The organism is Pararhodobacter sp., from assembly GCF_036802785.1.
Classification (GTDB): domain Bacteria; phylum Pseudomonadota; class Alphaproteobacteria; order Rhodobacterales; family Rhodobacteraceae; genus Pararhodobacter.
Map to the genome: position 1 here is coordinate 30,369 of NZ_DAIRVN010000026.1, position 20,947 is coordinate 51,315.

The 20,947-nt window shown below is 64.9% G+C and carries 19 protein-coding genes and 1 tRNA gene; 3 read left to right on the plus strand and 17 right to left on the minus strand.

The features are described 5' to 3' along the window. Positions 1 to 114: 114 nt before the first annotated feature. The 11 genes from V7Q53_RS10860 to V7Q53_RS10910 form a co-directional block, all read right to left on the minus strand. Positions 115 to 191: transfer RNA gene (locus tag V7Q53_RS10860), tRNA-Arg, on the minus strand. A 90-nt stretch (positions 192 to 281) separates the two neighbouring features. Continuing rightward, on the minus strand, positions 282 to 1,502 hold the full coding sequence (locus V7Q53_RS10865; RefSeq protein WP_333828566.1) for a cysteine desulfurase: 1,221 nt from the start codon (positions 1,500 to 1,502) through the stop codon (positions 282 to 284). Then, complete coding sequence (locus tag V7Q53_RS10870) at positions 1,495 to 2,070, minus strand: YIP1 family protein (protein WP_333828567.1); 576 nt, start codon at positions 2,068 to 2,070, stop codon at positions 1,495 to 1,497. Before V7Q53_RS10870 ends, V7Q53_RS10865 begins: the two co-directional genes overlap by 8 nt. Before the next feature lie 9 nt (positions 2,071 to 2,079). Continuing rightward, on the minus strand, positions 2,080 to 2,586 hold the full coding sequence (locus tag V7Q53_RS10875; protein WP_333828568.1) for a YIP1 family protein: 507 nt from the start codon (positions 2,584 to 2,586) through the stop codon (positions 2,080 to 2,082). A 20-nt stretch (positions 2,587 to 2,606) separates the two neighbouring features. Further along, complete coding sequence (locus V7Q53_RS10880) at positions 2,607 to 3,926, minus strand: SufB/SufD family protein (RefSeq protein WP_333828569.1); 1,320 nt, start codon at positions 3,924 to 3,926, stop codon at positions 2,607 to 2,609. Next, positions 3,923 to 4,681 (minus strand): Fe-S cluster assembly ATPase SufC, encoded by a 759-nt coding sequence (gene sufC, locus V7Q53_RS10885; RefSeq protein WP_333828570.1) that lies wholly within the window; start codon positions 4,679 to 4,681, stop codon positions 3,923 to 3,925. Before sufC ends, V7Q53_RS10880 begins: the two co-directional genes overlap by 4 nt. A 44-nt stretch (positions 4,682 to 4,725) precedes the next feature. Further along, the gene (locus V7Q53_RS10890) at positions 4,726 to 5,568 is read right to left on the minus strand and encodes a polysaccharide pyruvyl transferase family protein (RefSeq protein ID WP_333828571.1); all 843 of its coding nucleotides are present in this window, start codon (positions 5,566 to 5,568) and stop codon (positions 4,726 to 4,728) included. A 6-nt stretch (positions 5,569 to 5,574) separates the two neighbouring features. After that, the gene (locus V7Q53_RS10895; RefSeq protein WP_333828572.1) at positions 5,575 to 5,769 is read right to left on the minus strand and encodes a hypothetical protein; all 195 of its coding nucleotides are present in this window, start codon (positions 5,767 to 5,769) and stop codon (positions 5,575 to 5,577) included. 59 nt (positions 5,770 to 5,828) lie between these two features. Then, the gene (gene sufB / locus V7Q53_RS10900) at positions 5,829 to 7,340 is read right to left on the minus strand and encodes a Fe-S cluster assembly protein SufB (protein WP_333828573.1); all 1,512 of its coding nucleotides are present in this window, start codon (positions 7,338 to 7,340) and stop codon (positions 5,829 to 5,831) included. 55 nt (positions 7,341 to 7,395) lie between these two features. Then, positions 7,396 to 8,442, minus strand: a complete 1,047-nt coding sequence (locus V7Q53_RS10905; RefSeq protein ID WP_333828574.1) for a cysteine desulfurase family protein — start codon at positions 8,440 to 8,442, stop codon at positions 7,396 to 7,398. Then, positions 8,439 to 8,903 (minus strand): Rrf2 family transcriptional regulator, encoded by a 465-nt coding sequence (locus tag V7Q53_RS10910; protein WP_333828575.1) that lies wholly within the window; start codon positions 8,901 to 8,903, stop codon positions 8,439 to 8,441. The genes V7Q53_RS10905 and V7Q53_RS10910 overlap by 4 nt, the downstream gene beginning before the upstream one ends. Positions 8,904 to 9,115: 212 nt before the next feature. Between V7Q53_RS10910 and V7Q53_RS10915 the strand changes: the two genes are divergently transcribed. Further along, a complete protein-coding gene (locus tag V7Q53_RS10915) occupies positions 9,116 to 9,775 on the plus strand; it encodes an alpha/beta hydrolase (protein WP_333828576.1) in 660 nt (219 codons plus the stop codon). Positions 9,776 to 9,958: 183 nt separating this feature from the next. Beyond that, positions 9,959 to 11,584 carry an alpha-D-glucose phosphate-specific phosphoglucomutase gene (locus V7Q53_RS10920; RefSeq protein WP_333828577.1) on the plus strand — a complete coding sequence of 542 codons (1,626 nt, stop codon included), beginning with the start codon at positions 9,959 to 9,961 and terminating at the stop codon, positions 11,582 to 11,584. A gap of 48 nt (positions 11,585 to 11,632) precedes the next feature. On the opposite strand, the gene V7Q53_RS10925 is transcribed toward V7Q53_RS10920, so the two are convergent. Genes V7Q53_RS10925 through V7Q53_RS10950 form a run of 6 tightly spaced genes read right to left on the minus strand, consistent with a single transcriptional unit; the run spans position 11,633 to position 20,664 of the window. Continuing rightward, a complete protein-coding gene (locus tag V7Q53_RS10925; RefSeq protein WP_333828578.1) occupies positions 11,633 to 12,526 on the minus strand; it encodes a hypothetical protein in 894 nt (297 codons plus the stop codon). Positions 12,527 to 12,563: 37 nt separating this feature from the next. After that, positions 12,564 to 14,009: a hypothetical protein gene (locus V7Q53_RS10930; protein WP_333828579.1), complete on the minus strand. Its 1,446-nt coding sequence runs from the start codon at positions 14,007 to 14,009 to the stop codon at positions 12,564 to 12,566. Positions 14,010 to 14,053: 44 nt separating this feature from the next. Further along, a complete protein-coding gene (locus V7Q53_RS10935) occupies positions 14,054 to 15,148 on the minus strand; it encodes a glycosyl hydrolase family 8 (RefSeq protein ID WP_333828580.1) in 1,095 nt (364 codons plus the stop codon). Then, entirely contained in the window at positions 15,145 to 17,466 is a 2,322-nt protein-coding gene (locus V7Q53_RS10940) for a cellulose biosynthesis cyclic di-GMP-binding regulatory protein BcsB (RefSeq protein WP_333828581.1), read from the minus strand. The genes V7Q53_RS10935 and V7Q53_RS10940 overlap by 4 nt, the downstream gene beginning before the upstream one ends. Further along, entirely contained in the window at positions 17,466 to 19,874 is a 2,409-nt protein-coding gene (bcsA, locus tag V7Q53_RS10945) for a UDP-forming cellulose synthase catalytic subunit (RefSeq protein WP_333828582.1), read from the minus strand. Before bcsA ends, V7Q53_RS10940 begins: the two co-directional genes overlap by 1 nt. Before the next feature lie 46 nt (positions 19,875 to 19,920). After that, positions 19,921 to 20,664 carry a hypothetical protein gene (locus V7Q53_RS10950; RefSeq protein ID WP_333828583.1) on the minus strand — a complete coding sequence of 248 codons (744 nt, stop codon included), beginning with the start codon at positions 20,662 to 20,664 and terminating at the stop codon, positions 19,921 to 19,923. Between the two features lie 64 nt (positions 20,665 to 20,728). Between V7Q53_RS10950 and V7Q53_RS10955 the strand changes: the two genes are divergently transcribed. Beyond that, a partial coding sequence (locus V7Q53_RS10955) for a hypothetical protein (RefSeq protein ID WP_333828584.1) occupies positions 20,729 to 20,947 on the plus strand: 219 nt, incomplete at its 3' end.

The window sequence follows — 20,947 nt, forward strand, 5'->3', positions numbered from 1 at the left end:
GCCGGACCAAGCGCGCGCGCTTTGCGCATCCGGGGGCTGGTTCGCCGGGCAGGCACCAACGGGGCCCGCAACCGACGCGACCTGACGAAAAAACCGCTTAAGCCTTTGAAATGATGGTGGTCGCAGCAGGATTCGAACCTGCGACCCCTACCTTCGGAGGGTAGTACTCTATCCAGCTGAGCTATGCGACCATCATTTCCTGCGCACCACGCCAAGGCATTGGTGCGCGCTTCGTCTATACCCTTGCGGGCGCCATGCCGCAACGGCGAAAATGCCGGAAATCAGGCAAAGAGTTCGTGACAGAACTCCAGCGCGTCGACCAGTGCGTCAACCTCGGCCTCGGTGTTATACATCGCGAAAGAGGCCCGGCACGAGGCATTGACGCCCAGATGCTCCATCAGCGGCGCGGCGCAATGCTGGCCTGCGCGCACGGCGATGCCCTTCTTGTCCAGCACGGTGGAGATGTCATGCGCATGCGCGCCCGATGTCATGGTGAACGAGAATATCGCCCCCTTCCCCGGTGCATCGCCCTGAATTTGCAGCCAGTTCAGCCCCTTCAGCCGCGCGCGGGCATAGGTGCCAAGACGCTTCTCATGGGCGGCGATGTTCTCCATCCCCAGCGCCATCAGATATTCCAGCGCCACGCCCATGCCGATCTGCTGCACGATGCCCGGCGTGCCTGCTTCGAATTTGTGGGGCGGGTCGTTATAGGTAACGCTGTCGCGCGTCACCTCGCGGATCATGTCGCCACCGCCGATGAAGGGCCGCATCTCGGCCTGCCGCTCACGCCGGATATAGATCGCGCCAGAGCCGGAGGGGCCGTAAAGCTTGTGCCCGGTGATCGGGTAGAAATCCACCCCCAGCGCCTGCACATCCACCGGCATATGCACCACCGCCTGGCTGCCATCGGCCAGCACCGGCACGCCGCGCGCCCGCGCCCCCTCGGCAATGGTGCGGATGTCCACCACCGTGCCCAGCACATTCGACATATGGGTCAGCGCCACCAGCTTTGTGCGGGGGGTGATCGCCTCCAGCACCGCCTGCGGGTCCAGCGAGCCGTCAGGCGCGGTATCGACCCAGACCAGCTTCACACCCTGCCGCTCACGCAGAAAATGCCATGGCACGATATTGGCGTGATGCTCCATCACCGAGAGCACAATCTCATCGCCCGCCTGCAGCCGGGGCGCGGCCCAGCCATAGGAGACAAGGTTGACCCCCTCGGTCGTGCCCGAGGTGAACAGGATCTCATCCTCATGCCCGGCATTCAGGAAGCGCTGCACGGTCCCGCGCACGGCCTCGTATTTGTCGGTGGCAAGGTTGGACAGATAGTGCAGGCCCCGGTGAACATTGGCATATTCGTGGCTGTAGGCGCGGGCCACGGCATCAATCACCACCTGCGGCTTTTGCGCCGAGGCACCGTTGTCCAGATAGACCAGCGGCTTGCCATTCACTTGGCGCGACAGGATGGGAAAGTCAGCGCGCACCTTATCGACATCAAACATCGCCCAGCTCCGGCAGCTCAAACCCCAGAAGGAGCAGGACGAATGACAGCACGAAGGCGGCCGCGAAAAGCGTGCCCAGCGTGCCCAGCAGCACCATGAAGCGTGACTTGAAGCCGTGCAGCGTGCTGACAAAGCCGCTGAGAAGCCAGAAGAACAGCGCGACCGCTGCCACCATGATCAGCCCGGCCAGAGGCGGCATCACCAGCATGGCGACAAGCTGGATCAGTTGCACCCCGGACATCAGAAGCTGCAGCCAGCCGACCAGCAGCAGCGCATCCTCGAACCGGCCGCGACCGCCGAACATCCGCCCCACGGTGGTGGCCAGCACGACGGCGGCAATGTTCATGCCGCCCTGAACGCCTGCCGCCACGAAAGGCATGGGCAGATCGCCGCCGCGCCCGGAAAGCACCGGCAGCAGGTAGGCCAGCACCACACCCAGCGTGACGGCAAAGCCCATCAGCATCCAGCGCGCGGGCAGCGGCGGGTTGAGGGCAAGAATGGCCGCCGCGCCCTTTTCGGGCTCGGTTACCGAGAGGCGCACCAAAGTCTTGAGGTCAGGCTTGATCATGTCGCTCCCTTACGCCTGTGCATCACCGGCAGCAAGCGCCGCGCGCAGCCCGGCGACAAGGATCGCCAGAAACGCCGCGACCACCGCCAAACCCGTTATCAGCACCAGAATTCCCGGCCCCACCAATGCGGCAAGCGCGCCCTGAGCCAGAACCAGCGGGCTGACCGCCAGCAAAGCCCAGAACAGCGCCAGCCGCGCGGCGAAAGGGTCCGTACCACGCCGCACAATGCGCAAAGCCAGACCCAGAAGCGCCCCGACGGCATAGAAAAACAGAGGCGCCAGAAACATCCAGCCAAACAACGCTCCCGCCATCAGCGCCTCGAACGGCACTTCGTCGGTCAGATGCGCCTGCCGCGCCAGACGGGGCCACTGCGCCACAAAGATCAGACCGCAGGCGATCATCAGATAGACCAGCGCTCGCCCCTCGCGGCCCGCATGCGGGCCGCGGGCGAGGCGGTCGCGCAGCACCGCGCGCGGGGCGCGGTAGCTGCGCAGGATGTCGGCACTGACGGCCATTTCAGCCTCCTGTCAGCGCCTCAGCGCCGGTGCCGGTTGACCCAGCCCTGAAGCCGGTTGCGGATCTCATCGGCCAGCACGTCGCTTTCGATCTCTTCCACCGCCTGGGCCAGGAAAGCCAGCACCAGAAGGCCCTGCGCCTCGTTCTCGGAAACACCGCGCGCGCGCAGATAGAACAGTTGGTCCGGATCAATCTCACCCGAGGTGGAGCCGTGCGAGCATTTCACATCATCGGCATAGATTTCCAGCTCGGGCTTGGCCAGAAACTGGCTGTTCTCATCAAGCAGAAGCGCCTGGCTGATCTGGTAGCCATCGGTCAGCTGCGCGATCTGTTTCACCAGAATCTTGCCCTGAAACACGCCCACCGCACCGTTATGCAGCACCTTCTTGAACACCTGACGGCTTTCGCAATCGGGGGCGGCATGGGTGATGAAGACCGTGTCATCATGATGGAAAGCGCCGTCGCCCATCGCCGCACCGGCGACATGGGCCGAACCGCCCTTGCCATTGAGCCAGATCACCGCCTCGTTGCGCAGCACGGCGCCATTGGCCGACATGGTGAACGACTTGAACACGCTCTTCTCGCCCAGCCGGGCAAAAAGATGGGTGATGCCGCTGCGCTCATGGTCGCGGCCCTGCGCGCGCACATGGTGCAGCGTCGCACCATCGGCGATACAAGCCTCAAGATCGACCGAGAAGCGCGCCGCGACGGGGCCGTTTTCCAGCAGCGTCAGCTCGGCGCCCGGTTCCAGCCGGATCACATGGTGCAGCACGGCCTCGGCCTGCTCGGACGCACGGCGATAGACCAGCGACACGGGTTTCGAGGGCTTGCCGGTCACCCGGATCAGCACGCCATCGCTTGCCAGCGCCGTGTTGCGCACCGCCAGCGGGCGCTCCACGGGGTGCTGCCCATCGGCCTCAAGCGCGCCGTAAAGGTCTTTCGCCCAGTGGATATCGCGCTGCCCGGCATCCACCAGACGCGAAATCTCGATCCCTTCCAGCGCCAGTTCGTCCGAGGCACCGGCGTCAAACACACCATCGACAAAGACCAGCTTCAGCCGGTCGATATTGTCAAAAATGGCTTTCTCATCGGTGGCCTGAAACACCTTGGCGGGTGCAACCGTGGCCCCGGCAAGCCGCGCCGGGTCGGTGTAGCGCCAGTATTCGTCGCGCTTCTCGGGCAGGCCCATGGCCTTGAGCCGCGAAAGCGCCCCTTCGCGCGCGCGCTTCAGCCAGCCGCTGCTGGCGGGCAGTGCCAGCCCCGAAAGCTGCGTTTCGGTGGCGGCCAGTTTCGCCTGAAACCGCGCCGCGCGCGTCCCTGCTCTGGCCTGCGCGCTCATGCCTGCACCTCGGCCAGAATATCGGCATAGCCGTTATGCTCGACCTCAAGCGCCAGTTCCGGTCCGCCGGTCTTGATGATGCGGCCATCGGCCATGATGTGCACGACATCGGGTTTGATATGGTCCAGCAGGCGCTGGTAATGGGTGATCACCAGAAACCCGCGCCCGTCCTTGCGCAGCGCGTTCACGCCGTCAGCCACCAGCTTCATCGCATCCACATCAAGGCCCGAGTCCGTCTCATCCAGCACACACATGCGCGGCTCAAGCATCGCCATCTGCAGGATTTCGTTGCGCTTTTTCTCGCCGCCCGAAAAGCCCACGTTGACGGGGCGCTTGAGCATCTCGGCGTCGATCTTCAGATCCTTGGCCTTGGCGCGGATCAGCTTGAGGAACTCGGTCGAAGACATCTCTTCCTCGCCGCGCGCCTTGCGCTGCGCATTCACGGCGGTACGCAGGAAGGTCATGTTGCCGACACCCGGAATTTCGACCGGATATTGAAACGCCAGAAACAGCCCCGCCGCGGCGCGCTCTTCCGGCTCCATGTCCAGCAGTTCGGCGCCCTCAAGCAGGGCCGAACCTTCGGTCACCGCATAGCCTTCGCGCCCGGAAAGCACATAGGCCAGCGTTGACTTGCCCGAGCCGTTGGGGCCCATGATCGCATGCACCTTGCCCGCCTCGACCGTCAGGTCAACGCCCTTGAGGATCACCTTGTCCTCTTCTTCAAGTTTGACGTGCAGGTTTTTGATTTCCAGCATTTTATTCCTCATCCATCTTCCGTTGCCAGCCCGGTCGGACCGGCTCAGCTTTCCATTGCCGGCGCTTTGGCGGCCATCGCCGCCTTCAGCACCGAAGTCAGATCTTTCTGCGCGCGCTCAACCCCGGCGGCGCAGTCAAAGCCCACAGCGCCGCGCGCGGCCAGCCTGCGGGCCTCATCCAGCGGCACGGGGCCCGCGCCCCTGCGCCCGACCGAGGCGAAGTAATCCGCGAACTTGAACGCACCTTCGCGCGCCATCCAGTCACTCGCCGGTGCCCAGAGATTGGGGATACCATAGGCATCGGCCACCACCAGCCCGTGCAGGCTGGCGGAAATCACCATCTCACAACCAGCGATCTGCGCGACGACATCCCAGGGGTCAGCCTGCCGCACATCGATAAGGCGAAGGCCTTCGGCCTGAAGCGCCTCCAGCTTGTCAGGGTTCTTCCATTGCGCGTGATGCGGCACATAGGCCATCTCGGCACGCACCCCTTCAAACGGCAGGATCTGCGGGCAGAGCAGCCCGGCATCCCCCTGAACCCCGTCAAACCCGGGCAGCTTTTCCGCCGTCAGCGGGCCACGCACCGCAAGACAGCGCGCACCCACCCGTACCCCGGCAAAGCTGTCGCCCGGATCGGTCAGCAGTCCCGAACCCCAGATCAGCGGCTGTTGCGCTGGCGGAAGCTGCAAACGCCGGATCGTGGCCTCAAACCCCAGAACGCTGCCGATGGCCAGAATACCGGCCTTGTCGATGCGCGCCCATTCCACATCGCGGCCCGCCACCTGCCCCACAATCCGGGCGTTGATCGCATCGCCGAAATTGGGCTGCGCGCGCCACCAGTACAGCTTCAGCGGCGGCATCGGGCCATTTTTGGGTTCATCTGACATCGCGGCTTACTGCTTCATGATCAGCTTGGCGGAGACATGGCTGATGACGACAGCCGCAACGGCCGCGAAGGCCGCCATGATCCGCCCGCCGGGCGCCCAGATCGAATAGGTCACCGTCATCATCACCACCACACCGACCGCCACCAGAAGCACATAGCGCGCGCGCGGCTCAGCGGTGCTCAACAGCCATTTCCAGTTCATCGCGACCCCCGTTCACCATACCGGCCGGAACGGCGCGCCACCGCGCGCCGCCGCACCCGTCAACCCACGCTGCCTTCAAGCGAAATGGCGACCAGCGCCTGTGCTTCCATGGCAAATTCCATCGGCAGGGCCTGCAACACCTCGCGGCAGAAACCGTTCACCACCAGCGCCACGGCCTCTTCCTCATCCATGCCACGCGAGCGGCAGTAGAAAAGCTGGTCATCATCGACCTTCGAGGTCGTCGCCTCATGCTCAACGCGCGACGACGAGTTGCGCACCTCGATATAAGGCACCGTATGCGCGCCGCACTGATCGCCGATCAGCAGACTGTCGCACTGGGTATAGTTGCGGCTGTTCGTGGCCTTGGGATGCATCGACACCAGCCCGCGATAGGTGTTCTGGGCATGGCCGGCGCTGATCCCCTTGGACACGATGCGCGAGCGCGAGTTCTTGCCCAGATGGATCATCTTGGTGCCGGTATCGGCCTGCTGCCAGTTGTTGGTGATGGCGATCGAATAGAACTCACCCGAGGATTCCTCGCCGCGCAGAATGCACGACGGGTATTTCCAGGTGATCGCCGATCCGGTCTCCACCTGCGTCCACATCACCTTGGCGCGGGCCTCGCGGCAATCGGCGCGTTTGGTGACAAAGTTGTAGATGCCGCCCTTGCCGTCCTCATCGCCGGGATACCAGTTCTGCACGGTCGAATATTTGACCTCGGCATCTTCCAGCACCACGATTTCGACGACCGCCGCATGCAGCTGGGCAATGTCGCGCTTGGGCGCCGTGCAGCCCTCAAGGTAACTTACGTAAGCACCTTTTTCGGCAATAATAAGCGTGCGTTCAAACTGGCCGGTGTTTTCGGCGTTGATGCGGAAATAGGTGCTCAGCTCCATCGGGCAGCGCACCCCGGCGGGCACATAGACGAACGAGCCGTCCGAGAAGACCGCCGAATTGAGCGTGGCAAAGTAGTTGTCACTGACCGGCACGACCGAGCCGAGATATTTCTTCACCAGTTCCGGATGCTCGCGGATCGCTTCCGAGATCGAGCAGAAGATCACCCCGGCCTTCGCCAGCTCATCCTTGAAGGTGGTGCCAAGGCTGACCGAGTCGAACACCGCATCCACCGCAACCTTGCGGTTTTCCGTGCCCTCGACGCCTGCAAGAATCATCTGCTCTTTCAGCGGGATGCCCAGCTTCTTGTAGGTGGCCAGCAGCTTGGGGTCCACGTCATCAAGCGATTTGGGCTTCTCGGCCATGCTTTTGGGGCGGGCATAGTAATACTGGTCCTGATAATCAATCTCAGGGATGTTCAGCATCGCCCAGTCAGGCGATTCCATCTGCTGCCAGCGCCGGAACGCGCCAAGGCGCCACTCAAGCATCCATTCCGGCTCGCCGTTCTTTTCCGAAATCAGGCGCACGATGTCTTCGTTCAGGCCCTTGGGCGCGAACTCCATCTCGACATCGGTTTCCCAGCCGTGCTTGTATTTGCCCGCCATGGACTGCACGGTTTCAACTGTTTCGCGGTCCACGCCTTCGCGGATATCCATCGTGTTGTCCAAAGCCGCCATATTATCAAATCCCGTTTTTTTCATTGTCCTGCGGGCGGTGCCCGCGCATCTCATCTCATTTCAGGCGCGCGCGCGCCCTTTTCCACGCCGCTGCATAGGTCTGCGCAAAGCGCAACGCGTCCTCACGCGTGATCTGCGGTCCGATCGACACCCGAAGCGCCGAACCCGCCGCGACCACATCCAGCCCCATGGCCCCCAGCACCCGGCTGACCGCCACCTTGCCGGACGAACAGGCCGAACCGGCCGAAACCGCAAAGCCCGCAAGGTCCATCGACATGACCTGCGTTTCGCCCTTCCAGCCGGGGGAAACAAGGCACAGCGTGTTGGGCAGGCGCCTGAGGCCCTTACCGACTGAGATAATCCCTGCGCAATCTGCTTCCAGTGCCTGTTCCAGACAATTTCGGGTGTCTGCAACCTGTTCCCAGACGCCATCGGCAAGATCACGCGCAGCCGCCTCGGCCGCCGCGCCGAAGCCGATGATGCCCAGCACGTTCTCAGTGCCCGCGCGCCGCCCCAGTTCCTGCCCGCCGCCGCGTATCTGCGCCGACAGGTCCAGCCCCTGCCGCAGCGCCAGTGCGCCCACGCCCTTGGGCCCGCCCAGCTTGTGCGCGGAAACCAGCCCCATGGCGCAGCCCAGCCAGTTGAAGGCCACCGGCAACTTGCCAAAACCCTGCGTCAGGTCTGACACCGCCAGCCCCTCCGGCAGATCCTGCACAATGCCGGTTTCCGAATTGGCCAGTTGCAGCGCCGTCTGCGCGGGGTCCGTCACCATGACGATGCCCTGTGCATCGACCGGCAGATCTGCCGCGCACCAGGCTGCGACCGCATCATGCTCGATGCCGCCGCAATGCAGCCCGCGCCCGGCACAGGCCAGCGCCGCCGCCTCGGTCGCGCCCGAGGTAAAGACAATATCCGCCCCGTCAGCCCCCAGCGCCATGGCAACCTGCGCGCGCGCCCGCTCGATCAGGCCGCGCACCGCGCGCCCCTCAGCATGGATGGAACTGGCGTTGCCGGTCACATCCATGGCCGCAATCATCGCCGCGCGCGCCTCGGGGCGCAGCGGGGCTGAGGCGTTCCAGTCCAGATACAGCCTTGCGCTCATCCCACCACCCTGAACAGGCCGGGCACCGCCGGGCAGGGCTTCAGCCCGTTGCCCGCGATATCAGCCAGCGTCGTCTGGTGCAGAAAGACGTAAACCTGCGCCGAAAGGCTTTCCCACAGGCGGTTGGTCATGGATTGCGCCTGACTGCCGGAAATCGCGCCCGAGGCTCCCGCCCCGGTTTCCAGCGCCGAAACCGTCTCTTCGACCGCCTCCAGCACTTCGGACACCCGGATGTCCGCAGCCGGGCGCGCCAGCCGGTAACCACCGCCCGGGCCGCGCACCGATTCGACCAGCCCGGCCCGGCGCAGCTTGACGAAAAGCTGCTCCAGATAGGCCAGCGACACGTCCTGACGCCGCGCAATCTCTGCCAGAGAGACGTGGCGCCCCTCCTCGCCCTTCAGGATAAGGGCGAGATCGACCATCGCCACCATCGCATATCGGCCTTTTGTCGAGAGCTTCATTGCCTTTTCCCGCCTGACGCGGCACAAGCGCGCATGGATTTCACCAAATTCATTGACGCGCGACCGGGGCTTGCTTAACTGCTATCCCGCGCGCGCCGGTCCCGCCTCGGTTATCGACGCGGTAAGTTAGAAACGTTCTAGGTTATCCGACTTCTTGAGTCAACGAAGAAGCCGGACGCCTGACCAGATGCCGATTGTGCAAAGGTGGCCCGATGCCCGAAGTGATTTTCCCTGGACCCGAAGGCCGTCTGGAAGGACGCTACCACCCTCAACCCAACCGCGATGCACCCATCGCCATCGTCCTGCATCCGCATCCGCAGTTTGGCGGGACGATGAACAACAAGGTTGTCTATAACCTGCATTACGCGTTCCATGCACTCGGATTTTCGGTGCTGCGGTTCAACTTCCGCGGCGTCGGGCGCAGTCAGGGCGAGTATGATCAGGGCATCGGCGAGCTGTCCGATGCGGCCTCGGCGCTGGATTACCTTCAGGCGATGAACCAGAACGCGCGGCATTGCTGGGTGGCGGGCTTCAGCTTTGGTGCGTGGATCGGTATGCAACTGCTGATGCGCCGCCCTGATATCACCGGCTTCATCTCGGTCGCGCCGCCCGCGAATATGTATGATTTCAGCTTCCTCGCGCCCTGCCCGGCCTCGGGCCTGATCATCAACGGCACTGCCGACCGTATCGCCCCGCCACGCGATGTGACGGGGCTGGTGAACAAGCTTCATGAGCAGAAGGGAATCACCATCACCCATACCGAGATCGAAGGCGCCGATCACTTCTTCCGCGACGAAGAAACGCATATGAAGCCAATGATCACCCATGTCTCGGATTATGTGAAACGCCGGCTGACCGAAGCCAGCCGCTGACCCTGCTGCTGCGGCGCGCTCCACCGTGCTGCAGCCTTTGCCTGCCTTTGCCGCTTTCCGGCCTTATCCCCGCCCGGAGCCTGTTACAGACCACGGGTATCAAGGACGAATCAGGCCAGACCCCGCACAGACACCTTCCCAGCCGGGCGTCACAGCAACGGGCCGTAACCGACAGGAAAGACGATGGAAACGCTTCGGACCCCCACCCGCCCGATCGCCGGGCAGAAACCCGGAACCTCGGGCCTGCGCAAGAAAACCCGGGTCTTCATTGAGCCGGGCTATCTGGAAAACTTCGTCCAGAGCATCTGGAACGGTATCGGCGGCGTTGCGGGCAAGGTTCTGGTGCTGGGCGGCGACGGGCGCTATTTCAACGAACATGCCGTGCAGATCATCCTGCGCATGGCGGCGGCCTCAGGCGCGGCGCGGGTGATCGTGGGGCAAGGCGGGCTTCTGTCCACGCCCGCAGCCTCGCATCTGATCCGCAAACGCGGCACGGACGGTGGGGTCATCCTGTCTGCCAGCCACAACCCCGGCGGGCCGGATGAGGATTTCGGCATCAAATTCAACACCCCAAACGGCGGCCCGGCCCCGGAAAGCGTGACACAACAGATTTATGAGGCCAGCACCCGGGTGGAGGAAGTGCTGTCGCTTGATGCGCCCGACCTGCCGCTGGACCGACTGGGCGAGCAGCAACTGGGCGCGATGATCGTCGAGGTGGTTGACCCGGTCTCTGACTACGCCGACCTTATGGAAACCCTTTTCGATTTCAATGCGATACGCGCGCTTCTTCAGACCGGATTTGAACTGCGTTTTGACGCGATGCACGCCGTGACCGGCCCCTATGCCGTGGAAATTCTGGAGCGCAGGCTGGGCGCGGCACCCGGCTCTGTTCTCAATGCCGTTCCGCTGCCGGATTTCGGCGGTGGTCATCCTGACCCCAACCCGGTCTGGGCGAAAGCGCTGGTGGATGCGGTCTTTGCACCCGATGCACCGGATTTCGCCGCCGCCTCGGACGGCGACGGTGACCGCAACATGATTCTGGGGCGCGGGGTTTATGTGACGCCCTCGGACAGTCTGGCGGTGCTGGCGGCAAATGCCCATCTGGTGCCGGGCTACCGCACCGGGCTGAAGGGCGTTGCCCGCTCGATGCCGACCAGCCGCGCGGTTGACCGGGTGGCAGAGGCGCTGAACATCCCCGCCTTTGCCACGCCGACCGGCTGGAAGTTCTTCGGCAACCTCCTGGACGCGGGCATGGCCACGCTGTGCGGCGAGGAATCGGCGGGCACCGGGTCAGACCATGTGCGCGAGAAGGACGGGCTCTGGGCAGTGCTTCTGTGGCTCAACATTCTGGCCGAGCGCAAGATGCCGGTGGCCGATCTGATGGCCGATCACTGGGCGCGCTTCGGGCGCAACTATTACTCGCGCCACGATTATGAGGCGCTGGACAGCGGGATCGCCGCGCAACTGATGCGTGATCTGCGCAGCGCCCTGCCCGCCCTCAAGGGCCGCACCGCCGCCGGGCTGGCAGTCACCGAGGCGCGCGACTTTGCCTATACCGACCCCGTCGATGGCAGCACCGCCACGGCGCAGGGTATCGAGATTGATTTTGAGGGCGGGGCGCGCGCCGTGCTGCGCCTGTCCGGCACGGGAACCGAGGGGGCGACACTGCGCGTCTATCTTGAGCGCTATGATGCACAGGACACCGCGCAGGACCCGCAACACGCCCTCGCCCCGGTCATCGCCGCCGTTGATGCCCTTGCCGGTGTTCAGGCCCGCACGGGCCGCAATGCGCCGGATGTCATCACCTGACGCCGGAAGCCGCCGGTGCTGAAAATGCCAAGCGCCCTCAGCCCGCCGTCAACTTAGCGCACGGACGCCCTCAAGGCTGGCGATATCGGCCCATTCGGTGTCATAGCTGCGCTCAAGCCGGGCAATCTGCTGAAGCGCCCAGCCGGGAAGGGCCGTGTCGATGGCGCGGTCCGGCTGGTTGCCGAAACGCCCGCTGAACAGGGCCATGACCTTTTGCAGCGCCGCCGCGTCGCCGGGCGGATTGGTGGCAAGGTAGCGCTCCGCGCGCAATCTGCCCTCGGCCGAAAGCCCCATGGCGGCGAAATCGACCATCCCTTCGATCGGCACCTGACGGCCTGCGCCGACCAGCGAGGCCAGAACCTGCGGCCAGACCTGTGGCAGATCCTCATGGCGCCAGACGGTCAGCCGGGCGGCGGGCGCCTGCTGGCGCAGGGTGGAGACCAGAAGCGACCAGGGCAGCACATCCTCGTCCAGATGCGGCAGCAGGGTATCGGCAGCGCCCTCGGGCATCGGCGCCAAAAGCGCGGGCAGAAAGCCCCCGGCCCCGCGGACGGCCAGCATGAAATGCAGCCTCGTCCGGGGAAACAACACCCGCAGGCCATAGACCCGGCGCGCGACATCCTTGATATAAAAGCCCTCAGGCGCGATGACCTGCCCGACAGGCCCCAGCAACCCCGGCGCGCTGACCACCAGACGCCGCCGCCCTGCTTCGCCCGCCGCACCCAGCCCCAGTTCCCGCAGCAGCGCGTTTTCGCGGGCCTCCGATGCCGGGCCGCCCGGGCCATGGGCAGCCAGTGCCTGCGAGATCATCGCCAGAAAGCGGCGCGGTGCGGGAAGCGCCAGCCCCTGATTTTCAAGCGTGGCGGTGTTGCGCGCCAGCCATTGCGCGATCTGCCCCTCATCGGTGGCATGGGCGCCGAGATGCAGAACCACCTCGGGCACAGCGCCCCCCGGGCCGGGGGGCTGGGGCGCGGGCGCGCTACTCACCGCTCGCCATCCCGGCAAGCGCCTGAAGTGCCTCGCGGGTCTCGGGCGTGGCGAGCTGTGCATGCAGGCGTGAGAACTGGTCGCGCGCGGTATCGATGTTGCGCAGGTTCATATGCGCATAGGCGCGCAGCATCGCCAGATCGCGCCGCAGTGTCCCATTGAGAGTTTCGAGCGCGTCAAAATACGCGATGGACTGCTCATATTCGCGCAGGTGATAGGCGCGCACCCCGCGCTGGTCCAGAATGATGGTTTCAACCTCTATCCGCTGGGTGCGTTCAAGGTTGGTTGCGGCAGCGACGCGCGCGGCCTCTTCGGTCATGGTATGGGCCAGATAAGCCAGCGTCAGGCCGAAATTCGCATCCCGCACCACGGTACCGCCCAGCCCGGAACCCCCGCGGGCAACGGTGGCGAAGGCCGAAAGCGCCTCGCCCGCGCGGTCCAGATTATAGGCGCACCAGGCGCGCTCATACAGCAGCTCCAATGAGCGCGGATTGGCGGAATGGGCAAGGCAGCTGGCCCAGTCGCCCGCTTCCTTGAGGGCGCGGGCGCGGGCAATGCGCGGATCGCCGCGCAGCGCCAGATTGCCCTGAGCCGAAGGCGGCACGCTGGCCGGCACCGCAGCCCCCGAGGGCGCGGCAGTGGCAGGCTGAATGGCGGGGGCTGCAGGGGCGGCGGGTTGCGTGCCGGTGCGCGGAGCGGCAGCGACGACGGGTGCCGAAGCCCCCCGGCCCGCGCGCAGGCGCAGCTCCAGCGCGTCAAGGGCGCTTGAGTTGCCCGGCGCCGTGGTGCGCGCGGTCTGGAACAGGGCGCTCAGCTGGTCAAGCGAGGCGATTTCATTGGCCTTCTCCAGCGTCGGCACCACTTCGGCGGGGCCGGTGCAACTGCCCAGCACACCGCGATAGGTGGCCACGGCGTTCTCTGTCTGGCCCGCGCCATGATACATTTCAGCCAGTTGCCAGGCGTTGTTGATCCGGTCACAGCGCATCAGCCCGGGGCTGCGGCGGGCGGCGGCGATTGCGGCGCCATGATCACGGCGCGCAACCGCCGCGTCAAAGGCCTGCTGGCTTTCGTTGAGTTCCAGCACCCTGAGCATTTCCGCATCCGGCGACCAGCCCGGGACGCGCTGGCGGTTCTGGTCGATCAGCGCGCGCGCGCCGGAATGGTCACCGCGCTCGATCCGCGCCCAGATGCCCGCAACATCGGCACTGGCCGCAGGGGCCTGCCCCTGACTGCGCAACTGCTGCAGATCGCCGGGTGGGGTCCAGCCCGGGAACTGGGCGCGCAGGCGGCGCATCTCGGCCTGAACAGAGCGCTGGTCGTTATGGTCAAGGTAGTAGATGAGGGCGCGCAGGTCTTCGGAACCGGGCACCTGCGCCATGGCGGGCAGGCCCGGCACCAGTGCCAGCGCAATCGCAAGGGCAGCGGCTGATGCCCTCATACGCGGGAGGTCGGAGAGAGGAAACAGGCGGGGAAATCGAAAAGTCACACAGGCACGCATTCAGGAGATACCTCATTGGCGGCGATCATCACGAACATCTGCAGTGTCGCCGGATAATACGGTTGGGCATGGTCAAAGGCGGGCATGTCAGCCCCGACACGTCCGACCCGCCCGGCACAGGAAATCAGCCCCGCAAGCGCACGATACCCCGGATCATCCGAGGCCTCCAGCACAACGCCCGAGGCGGGCTCGATCAGCGTGGGAACCGGCAGGCCGGGGCCCACCGTGCGCTCATAGACGCGCATCATCTGCTGCACGGCGGGATGGCTGCCATGCCCAGACCAGACAAGGAACAGCGGCACACGCATCGCCTCATACCCGGCATTCGGGCTGAAGCCCTCGGCGGCCGAGATGCCGTCGCGGGTCACGCTGATCCAGTCCGGCACCAGCCCGTCAAGCGCCAGCCGCATCGTCAGCGCCTCGCCGTGCTGCGCGGCGACCGCCAGCGCGCTGACCCCGGTCGCGGCAGCCAGTTCGCGCATCGCCAGCGGCATCAGGTAGCTGGGATTGATCACCATGCTGCCCTCATGGACAAAGCCATGCACGGCGGGCAGGAACAGCAGCTCGCCCGTGTCGGCGGGGCTGGGCAGGATGCACTTTTCGGCCAGTGTCGTTGCGATCCGCGTGGCGCGGGTCAGATAGTCATTCTCAGAGAACTTGCGCGAGGCGCGCAGCAGCGCCCAGGCAAAGAACAGATCGCCATCCGAGGCGTTGTTGCGGTCCGGCACCTGGTCCGGCGCCTCGGGCAGGTAGCGCCATGCCAGTAGCCCGTCTGCGCGCACCGCAAGGTTCATCTCAGTCCAGTCCAGCATCCGGCGAAAGGCCTCATGATCACCGAATTCAGTGGCCAGAACCATGCCATAGCCCTGCCCCTCGGAATGGCTGGCGTTGGATTGCAGCCGGTCAACCACCCGCCCGTCCGGTTGCAGATAGCCGCTTTTCCAGCTTTCCCAGGTGGCGCGGGCGCTGACCGCCAGATCACGCGGCTGCAACAAGATTCCCTGCCCCCGGGCCATTCCTGACGCACCGGCAAAAACCGGGGCCGCACCCAGCAATGTCAGGAAATTACGACGATTCATTGCTGCTGCTCCCGCGTGGAAATGACAAGCCGCAGGGCTACCAGAGCAGCGACAAGGGCCAGAAGAAAAAGGACTGAAACATAACGGATGGGCATGGCCGAAACCAGATTGCCCAGAACATGGCGCAGGTTGCGCGGTGAAATCGGTTCCAGCAGCACCGGCTGGCGGTCTGGTGCGATCCAGTTCTGCCAGCGCCCGGCGCTGTCCAGAACCGACACCTGCCCGCGTGGTCCGTCGGCCATGGTGCGCGCCGCCACAATGGCCGAGGCAAGCCCGGCAATATCGGTGCCCGCCGAGCGCAGAAGCCAGAGATTGTCAGGGCGCTCAGTGTCAAGCTGAAGCAGGATCGCCTGACCGCGTTGCTGGCGCAGCCATTGTTCCAGCAGTCCGCCGGAACGCGGGTGCATCCACTGCAGCGCGGTGTTGAACAGGCCCACTGCCCGGTCCCAGCCCGACGAAACCGCCGCCGGGGGCTGGCGCATGCCGCCGGTGTCGCCGGTCATGCGTAACAGGCTGCCACCCAGACCCTCGCTGGCCATGGGCTGTACCGCGGTATCGTCGCCGCCCAGAAGCACGTTCTCAATCACCTGACGGTTGACCGGATGCCCCCCCAGCGGCAGACTTGCCAGATCATCAAGCGACAGAAGATGCAGGCGCGCGCCGGTATCGCTCCGGCCGGTCATGCTTCCCGCCAGCGCGGCGCGCAGGGTGATCAGGTCATCCGCATCATAGGAGCGCGCTGCATGGGCCTGGGGCTGCACGCTTTGCGGGGTCAGGGCGCGGAAGGCGAAATGCATGTCCGGCAGATACATCGACGGGCTGTAGGGCACGTTGATGGTGGATTCCGCGCCGATCGCCAGCACCGGGTTGTCCCAGACCGGGCAGGGAAGATCAGGCGGGTCTCCGGGGACCATCACCTCGAACGCGAGGTTGTTGGCTCCGGCTTGCAGATAGCGCGCCTCAAAACGCAAGGGAAATTGTTCGATCAACCGCCCGGCCTCGCCCCTGAGTGGCAGAAGGCGGATGTTGTGGCCGTTGACATGGACCAGCAGCATCGAGCCGGCGGGGAGATCATCGGCATAGATGTAATCCAGCCGGATTTCCGCCTTGGCATTGGTCAGCACGACGTAATCATCCGGCAGGCGGAAGCGCTGTTCGATCAGCGCATAGCGATCCTGCACCTCGACCGGGCGGAAGCCGAAGGCCGAAAAGGGCACCGGCCGGGTCGCCTGTATCAACGTGGGTGCGGCGCGTGCAGGCAGCGCGGGCAGCGCCAGATCAAGGCCGGGCAGACCGGAGGCGGGCTGGCCAGGCACATATTCAATGACCATCACCTGTGCCCCGTCGCCGCCGGTGCGGTAGCTGATGCGCCCGGTGTTGCCGGGCAGGAAGGTGATCCGCCCGCCGGCGGCCGTATCATCGGGCTGCACCGTCCAGAAATCGGTAAAGCGGAACGGGACCGGGTCACCGCCCAGTGCCGCTGTCAGGCGCTGGGTGATCAGAGAAACCCAACCCTCGCGCTGATCGCCCAGCCCCGATGTGCCGCGGATTTCGATACCGCTGCCGGTCGCCGCAGACAGGGCCAGCCCCATCAGGAAGCTGCTTTCGGTGCTCTCAGCGCTCATCCCGGTGATCACCGCGCCGCTGCGCGAAAGGTCAATGTCGGTCCAGAGCGAAAAAGAGGCCTCGGGGCCGCAGAAGATGCGATGGTATTGCCGCAGGCGGATCTGCACCCGGTTATGGCCCGCCGTCAGAATGCCCGGGGGAACGGCCAGATCGGTGGTGCCGGTCTGGGTGAAATTCTCCAGCCGCCCCTCGCCGACAAACTGGTCATTCACATAGACCTGAAAATGCGAGCGTTCGGGCAGCACGTTGATGGACGAGAGCGTCGCAAGGCGCAGGCTTTCTGCGCGCGCCGGATCGGGCACGAAGAGCGCGAAATCCAGCGTACGACTTTCGCCATCGAAGCGGATGGCACTGCCCTGCGGCTGGCCGCGCGCGATGACCGGGCGCAACGGGCTGACCAGCCCCTGGGGCGCGCCGCTTGGCGCCACCTGCGTCCCGCGTGCGCGGTCAGGGGCGACGCGGTCCTGCAGCAGGCTGTCAGAGATGGCATCGTCCACCTCGGCCTCGCCCGGGCCCAGCGGCACAACGATCAGCCCCCCGCCGCCCTGCGCCAGAACGGCGGGGGCCGTGAAGGTGGCACAGAGCGCAAGAACCGCCAGCGGGGTGGCCGCACGGGCCGGGATGAGGGCGGCGGTTGCGACACGCCTGAGCGCGCCGTGCAGGCCCTGAAAAAGAGCGTCTACCGGGGCCATCAGTGGGCCCCTCCTTCCAGCGGGTTCTGATCCGGGCCCTTGCGGGTTCCGGCACGCTGCGCCGCGTCCGGCTGCATCAGAGGGACAGGCCGCGCGACGGGCGGATCAAAGGCCTCACCAAAAGCCAGAAGATGGGCGGGTTGGCCCTGCGTGTAGCTGGTATCCACCGCGCGCCTGCGCTGGCGGGCAAGGCGGGCAGGTTCGGCGGCAAGCGCGCGGGTGGTATGATAGATGCCCGCAAAGGACAGGCCCAGAACATAGACCATACCGCGCAACAGCCCCATCTTCTTGTTGCGCGTGGCGCGCACAGCCTCCCACGAAGCGGAGTCGCCAAAGATCAGATGCGCCACGGTTTCGCGCACGATCATCGGCTGGCTCGGGTCGAATTTGACGCCGACAACGATGGCCCCGCCCTCAGGCTTGACCGACATCGCCTGCACCCGCACAGCGTTCTCCAGATGCGGCGATTTGGGGAATTCGGGGGTGAAATAAAACGTCTCGCCCTTCTGAAGCCGCGGCAATTCGCCGGTATCCGACAGCGACTGCGGCCGGATCGCCAGCCGCGCGCCGGTGGTGGAAGCATCCAGAACAGTGGCGCGGGCAAAGACCGGGCTGTCCTGCCCCAGCGCCACAACGGCGGGCACATTCACCGGCACCCGGGGCACGGAGCGGCGCTGCTGGCGCTCAGCCACAGCGCGGATCGCGGCACCCACCAGAAGCAGGTTGAACACCGCCCAGCCGCCCACGACCATGATGATGTTCTGATCGCCCGGGTAAAGCACCCAGCGCACCACCGCCGCCGCCACGCCCAGCACACAAAGCGCGAAGATGAACAGAAGCGGCTTGAAGATCGGCGAGATGAAGTTTTCTTCCAACACCTCGTCCTTGGCGGTCACGTTGAACTTGGCGCCGCGCGGGTTGAGGATGGTCTTGAAGATCGCCTTTGACAGATAGGGCGCCTGCGCCACCTCATAGACCTCGGAAATCAGCGGCCAGCGCACCCGGGCATAGAGCGCGTTCTGCACCATGAAGCTGACGGCCATGTAGCTGGTCATGTAAACCGCGACTTCCTGAATGGTGGCCACGAAGATCTGAAGGCCGAAGAACAGATAGGCCAGCGGCGCCAGAATGAAGGTCATCCGCACCAGCGGGAACAGCCAGAAGGTCATCGAATTGAGGTAGCACAGCCGCTGCGACAGGCTGAGCCCCTTGCCGCGCAGCGGGTTCTTGAGGATCAGAAGTTGCATCATGCCCGTCGCCCAGCGCCCGCGCTGCTGCACGAAGCTGACGAAGGTTTCAGGCTGAAGCCCGGCGATCATGGCGTGATCGACATAAAGGCTTTTCCAGCCGTTGCGGTGAATGCCCAGCGCGGTTTCGGCGTCCTCAGTAATGGTGTCCCCGGCAAAACCGCCCGCCTCATCCAGCGCCGCGCGCCGCAGAACGGCGGCCGATCCGCAGAAAAACGCGCCGCCCCAGCGGTCAAGCCCACGGTGGCTGAGGTGATAGAACATCTCGTTTTCCGGCGGGCAATCGTCGCTGAAGCCGACATTGCGGTCAATCGGATCGGGGTTGAGGAAGAAATGCGGGGTCTGGACGAGGAACAGTTTGGGGTCTTCGACGAAAAAGCCCACGGTGCGGGCCAGAAAATCGCGGCTGGGAACGTGGTCGGCGTCAAACACCACCACCAGCTCACCCTCAAGCTTTTCCAGCGCCGCCGACATGTTGCCCGCCTTGGCATGCTCGTTGCGCGGACGGGTCGAATAGATCACACCCAGTTCGTTGCAAAGCGCGATCAGGTCACGGCGGCGCTGGCGCGAGCGTTCCGCAAGTTCGGGGTCGTCGCTGTTGCAGCGCTGATCGGTGCCGCCGTCATCACACAGAACCACCGTGCGCTTGTGGGGCGGATAATGCATGTTCTTGGCCGCCGAAAGCGTGACCGCCAGCATCTCGGTTGGCTCGTTGTAGGAGGGCACCAGAATATCGACGGTCGGCAGGTCGGCGGCGGCCACCTTGGGCGGCAGGCCGCGCTTGATGGGGTCAGCAGTCAGGAAAGCCGACAGGAAAAACACGCCGATTGCATAGGTTTCGACGATGAACAGGATCAGCGCCGGAATGAACGAGACGGTATCGGCGACCGGCGGCAGCGTCTCGGTCGCGCGCCAGGCCCAGTAGCGCAGCACCAGCGTCGAGGCCACAGCCATCATGGCAAAGCGCGCAACCATGTTCGAGCTGACAAAGGGTTTGAGCACCGCCACCGTCAGCACCGCGGCAAGGCCGAGCATCGCCTGAACGGCGATGGAGGTCGGCACGCTGACCAGCACCCCGATCACGCCCAGAAGGAACAGCCAGGCAAGGAGGTTCAGCACCTCGAAACCCCGCAGCGGTCGTGTTCCGATGATCTTTGCCATTTAATCCTGTCCGATCAGATACCAGTAAAACCGTCTGCCGCTGTGCTCAGAGCCGCGGCGCAGCATGGGGTGACAAGGTGTAAACCGACCCCTGCGCGCTGCCACTTACCCCCAGCGCGCGCGCGCTGATGGGGGCCAGCGCCTGCTCAACCGGGCCGTCAACGCAATTGCGCATCATCACGTCCAGCGCCTGTGTGCCGCGCGGAAGCGGTCGCGCGCCGATGGTCATGCGGCGCAGAACCAGAACACACAATGTGCCGGCGCCGATTGCCTCACGGGCATAGACATAGCCGCCAAGGCTGTCCTCGCCGCTCAGCAGCGCACTGTCCGTCAGCCGCTGAAACGGCGCGGGCAGGCCGCCAAAGCGTGTCGTGATCTCGCTGAAATTGAATTCGCCCAGCCGGGCGCTGGCGCCGGTCTGGGCGCGGATGTGAATGGCATTGTCGCCGCGCACCGCCGTCGCATTGGGCAATACGATGCGCTGCTCGACCGCCGCGCCCAGATTGCGCTCCAGCACCACCAGCGCGTCCGGGGCATGCACCATGGCCCGCGATGCGGGCACGACCGAGTATTCGACAGTTTTCTCAAGAATTTCCATCGACGGTGCACGCTGACTGCCTGCCACCCGGTACACGCCGGAGGCAAAGCCGTCACCACTCCCCTCAGAACAGGCCGCGACAAGCGCAGCTGCCAAGCTCACCCCCGCGACCCAGCCGAAGCGGCGTCGCAGGCGGGCAGCACGGCTTTGCGCCGGAAAAGTACGGATCGGATTACTGATATCAAACACCATGGCTGTCGCTCTGTCATTGCACGTCGTTTTTACAGGCAACAGAACGACTCTGCCGCACGCGAGGATGCAAGACATCCGCGCGCGGCGGACCGCTTTCGCTCATACCGGAGCTGATATTTCTGCTCGTGCCTGTTTTCTTATTATTCCCTTAACTCTAGTTAAAATGCACGAATCGCGCAATCCACTTTGTCACCCTGCGGCAGGCATTGTTGAGAATGTCTTGATTTTGCCTGATTTAGGGGAGGGATTGTTTCCCGTCCCGCCCCTGCCCCCATATCTGGCC